Raw genomic sequence first — 7,209 nt, forward strand, 5'->3', positions numbered from 1 at the left:
CTACATCGGCGGTGACCCCGCCGACGGCAACGCCAAGATGTTTCACGACGGCGCGGTTGAAGTCATGGAAGCCGCGGGCATCAAACCGGCTGCCGAGCCCCCGGGGGTCTGGGACGGCGACAAGTCCGCGACCAACTTCGAACAGGCCCTGACTTCGCTCGGCGGCAAAGTCGACGCGGTCTGGGCGGCTAACGACACGAACGCGGCCGGCGTGATCACGGTCCTCGACAAGAACGGTCTCACCGTGCCGGTGTCCGGTCAGGACGCCTCCATCGCCGGACTGCAGAACGTCCTGCTCGGCAAGCAGACCGCGACGGTCTACAAGCCGATCAAAGAGGAAGCGGACGCTGCAATAGAACTCGCGACGGCGCTTCTCGAAGGAGAGACCCCGGAGGCCGATCAGGAACTCGAGGACGGAACGCCGTACATCGCGGTCACGCCGATCCTCGTTGGTCCTGAAGAGGTCAAGACTGTGGTCGATGCAGGCGACGCCGACGCCGAGGAGCTCTGCGCGGGCGAGGTTGCCGCTGCGAGTGAGAAGTACGGCATCAGCAGCTGACTGATCATGATCCGGAGCCCGGGCAGTGCCGAGACGACCCGCCCGGGCTCCTCCACTCCACCGCTGTGCTGTGCTCCACCGATGACGGAACCTGCACAGCACAGATGACGGCCCGGCGTAAGGGGAACCGAACATGGATGTGCCACTCATCGAACTGTCGGGGGTTGTCAAGAGCTTCGGTCCTGTCAGCGTCCTCAAGGGCGTCGGCCTGAAAGCCTACGCAGGCAAGGTCACCGCTCTCGTCGGTGACAACGGCGCGGGCAAGTCGACCCTCATCAAGGGACTCGCCGGCGTGCAGCCCTACGATGCCGGGACGGTGCGCTTCGACGGCGATGAAGTCAACCTTCATACACCTCGGGAGGCGGCGCGTCTCGGAATCGAGGTCGTCTACCAGGACCTCGCGCTGTGCGACAACCTCGACATCGTGCAGAACATGTTCCTCGGCAGGGAGGAAACGAAACTCGGCACGTTTGACGAAGGCCGGATGGAGCGCGACGCCTCCGACACCTTGCGCTCACTCTCCGTGCGCACCGTGAAGTCGGTACGGCAGAAGGTGTCGTCCCTGTCCGGTGGTCAGCGCCAGACCGTCGCCATCGCGCGCGCGGTGCTGAAGAAGGCGCGCGTGGTCATCCTCGACGAGCCGACCGCTGCACTCGGCGTGGCCCAGACCGAACAGGTGCTGAACCTGGTGAAGCGACTGGCCGAGCAGGGAGTCGCGGTCATCATCATCAGCCACAACCTCGTCGACCTGTTTGCTGTGGCCGACCACATCAATGTTCTCTATCTCGGTCAGATGGTCGCCTCACTCGACACGGCAGAGACCACGAGCGATGACGTCGTCGGCTACATCACCGGAACGAAAACCCCGGTAGGAGTGACGCCATGAGGGCCAACACCATTCCCACGTCTGAGGCCGCACCCGGGCCCGTCATCCCGACCGAGGACATCGGCAGCGGTCAGGAAGGCGGCGTCGGCGACCAGGTTCGGGCCTGGCTGCAGCGTGTCCGCAGCGGTGAGATGGGAGCGCTGCCCGCCATCGGAGGCTTCATCGTCCTCAGCATCCTGTTCTCCATCCTCAGTCCCGTGTTCCTCACCGAGCGCAACTTCGCGAACCTGATGACGCAGGCGGCCACGCTCGTCATGCTCGGCATGGCGCTCGTCTTCGTCATCCTCCTGGGAGAAATCGACCTGTCGGCCGGCGTCACGGCCGGCGTCTCGATGTGCATCTTCATCGTGCTGGTGAACGTGCAGGGCCTCAACTGGATTCTGGCGCTGGCGATCGCTTTCGGTGCCGGGCTGGCGATCGGCACGTTCATCGGCTTCTTCGTGGCGAGGGTCGGGATTCCGTCATTCGTGGTGACCCTCGGCCTCTTCCTCGGGCTCCAGGGTGTCGAACTCATCATCATCGGCGCCGGCGGGCTGTACCGCGTGCAGATCCCCGAGATTCTCGCCATCCAGAACAGCAACATGCCGCCGTGGGCAGGCTGGACGATGCTGGCCATCATCCTCGCCGTGTCGGCCGCGACATCCTTCTGGGATCGCGCTCGCCGGGCCCGCGCCGGTGTGCTGAACCGCACCATCACGCTGGTGTGGATCAAACTCGGATTCATCGCACTGCTCGGTGGTGCCGTGGTGTACATCCTGAACCAGGACCGCGGCCAATCAGTGCGCGCCGTTCAGGGCGTACCCATCGTCGTGCCCATCGTGCTAGCTATTCTTTGGGCCGGTACGTTCGTGCTTGACCGCACCAAATACGGCCGGAACATCTACGCTATCGGCGGCAACGCAGAGGCAGCACGGCGCGCCGGTATCAAGGTGGTCATGGTGCGTTGGACCGCCTTCATCATCTGCTCCACCCTCTCCGTCGTTGCGGGGCTCTTCTCGGTCAGCAAAGTGGGATCGGTGGATGCTGCCGCGGGGCGCGACCTCGTTCTGAGTGGCGTCGCGGCGGCCGTCGTCGGAGGCGTCAGTCTCTTCGGCGGCCGGGGCCGTCTGCTTCACGCGGCCGTCGGTGCTCTGGTGATCGCCGTGATCACGAACGGACTTGGCCTGTTGAACCTGCCGGCCGGCGTGAACTTCGCGGTCACCGGTGGGGTGCTGATCCTCGCAGCCACCGTCGATGCGGTCTCCCGCAAGCGCGGCGGCGCCGTCGTGCGCACCTGAGCTGAAACCAGCGGCTCTGGAGTGTGTTCTCGAGAAAACGCGGCCTGAACCGCAAGGCCGGCCAGCCGGTGCACGACGATCTCGTCTTGCGGGACTTTACCGTGACACGGCCGCAACGCGATCGTCCAACGTGACATCGATAGCACGATCCTGCACTCGGACCGCGGGTCCCAGTTCCGCTCCAACGCCTTCGTCCTGGTACCGAAGAACAACGACATCACAGGGTCGATGGGCCGGGTCGGCGCGTGCGGGGACGACGTCGCGACTGAACTCGGGCAGTCCCGAACCATGCGAACGGGCGGCTGCAGGTTCGGTCGACAGCAAAACAATCACCACTGGCTCCGGCACTGTCTACCAGCACACGCCGTCGTCCTTGCGATGAGTTCCGCATCTGGCCGCCATACGTCGGCTTGCTATCGGCAGAGGGAGGCGCTTGTGGTGGTCGGTGCGATCGGACTGAGATCACGAGTGCAGATTGCCTCGACGGCTATCTTAAGGATTTCTTCTCTGCGCGCTACACTGACTCGGATGATAGCAATCATCGTTACGCTACTGGTCGTCTGGCTGGTCCTTGCGGTTCTCGGCTTCGTCATTGAAGGCCTTTTCTGGCTCGCAGTGATCGGCTTTGTCCTGTTCATCGCCACCTTGGTGTGGGCATGGTTCAAGCGGAAAACGCGGACCTAGGATTTGTGGCGCTGATGTGTGCGGCAACGGTCTCGTCTTCCATAGACGACTGCCGTCCAGTCGTATCAGGCCCTCGGCGGCCTATCGTGCCGCAACTGTCGGCGAGACCCACTACGTCCGTTTTCAGGAACTGAAACGCCGCCTCCACAGTTTCCCCAGGTCCAATAACGGGCTGGGCGCCACTTCAGTTCGGGCTCAGCGCCGTCCTGCAAGGGCGGGGCGGTCGCCAGATTGGACCTAGCGAGTTAGTGTGTGTCGATGATCTCTGAAGACGTTCCACTACGACGGTTACGCGCCACCGCCATCGCCGTCGCCTACCGGGCCGAGACGGGCGTCCGGGACTGGCTGGCGCGCCGCGCGGTCGGGCGGGGGTGGACTCCGGCGGTGATCCCCTATTCCGGTTATGCGAGCGCGAACATCGCCCGGGTGCTCGGGCGGGTAGTCCTCGCGCCCGCCTCGGTCGATCCGGCTGCACGCCGCGGTATTCCCGGTTGGCGGCGCCTGCTCACCCTGGAGTGTCCGGGAACCGAGGTGCAGATCGAATTCAGCGGCGTGACCCTCACCGTCACCAGTGACGAGGCGGGCATCATCGACGCACGATTGTCGCTGGACAGCCCTCTCTCGACCGGGACGGTCAAGGCTCAGTTGCACGTCAACGGCCGCAAGCCGGTGCCCGCGAACGTTCACGTCGTCAACGGCGAATCAGTGCGTGGCGTCATCTGCGATATCGACGACACCGCCTGGGTCACCGGCATCTCCCGCCCCGCTCGAGCGGCATGGAGAACCCTGCGGGGCACCAGCGCGTCGAGACAGTCAGTTCCCGGAATGGCACGGCTGCTTCGCGCCGCGATCGAGGGCCAGCAAAACCCCGGAGTGGTGTACCTGAGCAATGGTCCGTGGAACCTCGTGGGCCCGGTGTCACGGTTCCTCGAGAAAAACCGTTTCCCGAGCGGGGCCGTGCTGATGACCGACTGGGGTATCACCCCTACCCGCTGGTTCCGTGATGGGCAGAAGCACAAATCCTCCTCCCTCGCCCGCCTGCGGGAAGAACTGCCCCACGTCACCTGGGTACTCGTCGGAGACGACGGCGAACATGATCCTGACCTTTACGGCGACATGGCCAAACACCACCCTGACCGTGTGGCCGCCATCGCATTGCGCCAGATCCGCCGACGCACGTCGGCCGGGAAAGACGATAACGCGGGTTCTATCAACGGTGTGCCGATTCTCCGCGGCTCCAACGGCGATGAACTACTACCGCTCGTACGCAATGCGCTCCGAGAGAACCCGCCGACCTGCGACTGACGCTGTGGAGCGCTGCACGGCCGACCCTCCCACCTATGCGACACTCCTACAACCAGGCCGGGCAGCCGACTTAAGTTGTTGCGCTTATGGTGCTCGCGAGGTCCATAAGGCGCTGACGTATCTCTGGCGGGTGATCCTCGGCGCTGATGGCAGCTCTCATCCGTCCCACGTGGTCCAGAATTTGCGTCCGGTAGCGGCCGTTCAGGTCGCACCAGGTGAGCTCCTGCAGGAGCTCGAGGAGTCGCTCGGCGACGAGGGGGTCGGCCGTTCCATATTGTCTGGGCTGATTCATGGCCAACTCCAGAAGATCCGGGAGTGTAGGCAGTGCCAGCACGACCCGTACCCGCCGGTTGTCATCGGTGAGGTTCCGAGTGCCAGGGTTCCTACCGGCAAGCCTGCATAGGAGAACCGACAGATGCCCGATGACGTGTACCGCCGTCGTCGGGTCATTCACCCCCGGGGAAAGAGCTCGAGCCGCCACGTCCACCAGCTGACGAAAGCCAAATCCGACGTCCTGAACCTTCGTACGCTCAAACCCGGCTGTGACGGCGGCATTGACCTCTTCACTGAGCTTTTCCCGGATTGCGGGTGCGAAAGTTGCTCCAGGGGTCACGGACCACGCCGTCGCAAAGGGGACACCCTCGATTAGGGAGCCGCCCGGCTGACGGTCTATCCGTATCACTGCCCCGGCCTCGAGAGCCGCCTCCAGAAGCGAGTCGTGATCCACCGACGTCAGAAATCCCGAGTCGGTGGACTTGATGAGGACCGCTGGTGAAACATTGGCAGGCTCGTGTCCCTGGTCAGGGCGTTCGACCGGGAAAACCCTGTCGATGGTCTCCTGCGTCTCAGCGTTGACCCTTCGCATCACGGTCTCGACACGAATCTCCCGCGTGAGGTGCGCAAGGAACAGAACCAGGCCAATCACGCTTGCTATCGCCAGCCCGAATGCGGCAGTGACAGAAACTTCAGGGACAAAAGAAGCATGCGAACTGCTTTCGTCTCGCACGTTCAGTAGGACGGTCAACGCGAAGGCAAATGCTGCCAGGAACAGGGCCAGCGTCCAGTGGACGAAGCGGTCCGAAGCAAAAGTCCGCAGCACCCGCGGTGAGAATTGGCTACTGGCCAGCTGCAGGGTCACGACGGTGAGGGAAAACGTCAAGGAGGTGACAGTGATAAGAGAACCCGATATCGACTGTAAGACAGCGCGGGCCGCGTCCGGTCCCCCGCTGAAGGCAAGAACGTCTAACCGCCCAGGGTTCTGGTCCTGAGCCGCAGCCTCGAACGAGGGCAACGCCGTTCCCAGGACTACGGCCAGGACGACCGCCACCGTTGGAAGTGGCCACAACTGGGTTCGTATCGCCTCCACCCAAATCAGGACGCGTCCTTTCACTGACAGTGACCCGGCGGCACTGAAGCAGCTTCACCCATAGGTTCCTTCTCTCGTGAAATGGAAGACCTAGCGTACTGCCATTCATGCCCGTAACGCTCGGTGCTGAGGGGCGCCGTCGCTCCCCTGACTGATGTGGTTAGAAAGGACTGATTCTTTGCGGTCGTTCTCCGTGAAGCGGTCTGTAGGATTGCAACACCATGGATGACCCTCCCTCACATAAACTTTCGCCCCTGCCGACGCAAACCAGCGTTCTGGTTCCCGATCGGAAGGGGCTAGCGGATGTATGAGTGGCTGATGCTCGGCGTGGGATTGATTCTCACCGCCGGGACTGGCATGTTCGTCGCTTCTGAGTTCGCTCTGGTGAATCTGGACCGTCATGATCTGGAAGCGCGCCAGGCGCGGGGTGAGAAACGCCTAGGGCCGACGATCAAAGCGCTCCGGATCACGTCGACACACCTTTCCGGCGCACAACTCGGTATCACCCTGACGACTCTGCTCACGGGCTACACCTTCGAGCCGGCGATCAGTTCGCTGCTGCGCGGGCCCATGCTCAGCGCGGGCGTTCCCGAGGACTTCGTCTCCGGCGTGGGGGCGGTGATCGGTATTCTCATCGCGACATTGTTCTCGATGGTTATCGGTGAGTTGGTCCCGAAGAACTTTGCTTTGGCGTTGCCGTTAGCGACGGCAAAGTTCGTCGTCCCATTCCAGACCCTCTTCACCACCGTCTTCAAACCGGTCATCCTGCTGTTCAATAACACCGCGAATGCGATCATCCGCTCCTTCGGGATCGAGCCCAAGGAAGAACTTTCCGGCGCCCGCAGTGCAGAAGAACTCAGCTCCCTCGTTCGTCGCTCCGCACTCGAAGGATCGTTGGACCAAGACCATGCCGACCTGCTGCACCGCACCCTACGGTTCTCGAACCACTCCACCGCCGATGTCATGACCCCGCGCGTTCGGGTGCAATCAATACAGGCGGATGCCACGGCGGAGCAGATCATCGACGTCGCGACCGCGACCGGGTACTCTCGGTTCCCGGTGATCGGGCGAGACCCTGATGACGTCCTCGGCGTGCTCCACGTCAAGCAGGCATTCGCCATCGCCCTCGACA

The 7,209-nt window shown here is 63.2% G+C and carries 7 protein-coding genes and 1 pseudogene; 7 read left to right on the top strand and 1 reads right to left on the bottom strand.

Going from position 1 to position 7,209, the window contains the following annotated elements; genetic code table 11:
• The 6 genes and pseudogenes from ACLQ62_RS10680 to ACLQ62_RS10705 form a co-directional block, all read left to right on the top strand.
• Window positions 1-559, top strand: a 559-nt coding sequence (locus ACLQ62_RS10680) for a substrate-binding domain-containing protein (RefSeq protein ID WP_411721617.1), incomplete at its 5' end; no start/stop codon positions are given.
• A gap of 133 nt (window positions 560-692) precedes the next feature.
• Window positions 693-1,445 carry an ATP-binding cassette domain-containing protein gene (locus ACLQ62_RS10685; RefSeq protein WP_411721618.1) on the top strand — a complete coding sequence of 251 codons (753 nt, stop codon included), beginning with the start codon at window positions 693-695 and terminating at the stop codon, window positions 1,443-1,445.
• The gene (locus ACLQ62_RS10690) at window positions 1,442-2,722 is read left to right on the top strand and encodes a sugar ABC transporter permease (RefSeq protein ID WP_411721619.1); all 1,281 of its coding nucleotides are present in this window, start codon (window positions 1,442-1,444) and stop codon (window positions 2,720-2,722) included. The genes ACLQ62_RS10685 and ACLQ62_RS10690 overlap by 4 nt, the downstream gene beginning before the upstream one ends.
• Window positions 2,723-2,736: 14 nt before the next feature.
• Window positions 2,737-2,992, top strand: a pseudogene (locus ACLQ62_RS10695) (IS3 family transposase); the annotation flags it as partial.
• A gap of 258 nt (window positions 2,993-3,250) precedes the next feature.
• Entirely contained in the window at window positions 3,251-3,406 is a 156-nt protein-coding gene (locus ACLQ62_RS10700; protein WP_411721623.1) for a hypothetical protein, read from the top strand.
• A gap of 258 nt (window positions 3,407-3,664) precedes the next feature.
• Window positions 3,665-4,711 (top strand): App1 family protein, encoded by a 1,047-nt coding sequence (locus ACLQ62_RS10705; protein ID WP_411721620.1) that lies wholly within the window; start codon window positions 3,665-3,667, stop codon window positions 4,709-4,711.
• Window positions 4,712-4,781: 70 nt separating this feature from the next.
• On the opposite strand, the gene ACLQ62_RS10710 is transcribed toward ACLQ62_RS10705, so the two are convergent.
• On the bottom strand, window positions 4,782-6,101 hold the full coding sequence (locus tag ACLQ62_RS10710; RefSeq protein ID WP_411721621.1) for a DUF2254 domain-containing protein: 1,320 nt from the start codon (window positions 6,099-6,101) through the stop codon (window positions 4,782-4,784).
• 279 nt (window positions 6,102-6,380) lie between these two features.
• Here ACLQ62_RS10710 and ACLQ62_RS10715 point away from each other — a divergent pair.
• Window positions 6,381-7,209, top strand: an 829-nt coding sequence (locus ACLQ62_RS10715) for a hemolysin family protein (RefSeq protein WP_411721622.1), incomplete at its 3' end; no start/stop codon positions are given.

This window comes from Mycetocola sp., from assembly GCF_046716805.1.
Lineage (GTDB): Bacteria > Actinomycetota > Actinomycetes > Actinomycetales > Microbacteriaceae > Mycetocola_A.

Coding starts and splice junctions, on each gene's coding strand:
- ACLQ62_RS10685 (WP_411721618.1), top strand. CDS start 693: ATGGATGTGCCACTCATCGAACTGTCGGGGGTTGTCAAGAGCTTCGGT.
- ACLQ62_RS10700 (WP_411721623.1), top strand. CDS start 3,251: ATGATAGCAATCATCGTTACGCTACTGGTCGTCTGGCTGGTCCTTGCG.
- ACLQ62_RS10690 (WP_411721619.1), top strand. CDS start 1,442: ATGAGGGCCAACACCATTCCCACGTCTGAGGCCGCACCCGGGCCCGTC.
- ACLQ62_RS10705 (WP_411721620.1), top strand. CDS start 3,665: ATGATCTCTGAAGACGTTCCACTACGACGGTTACGCGCCACCGCCATC.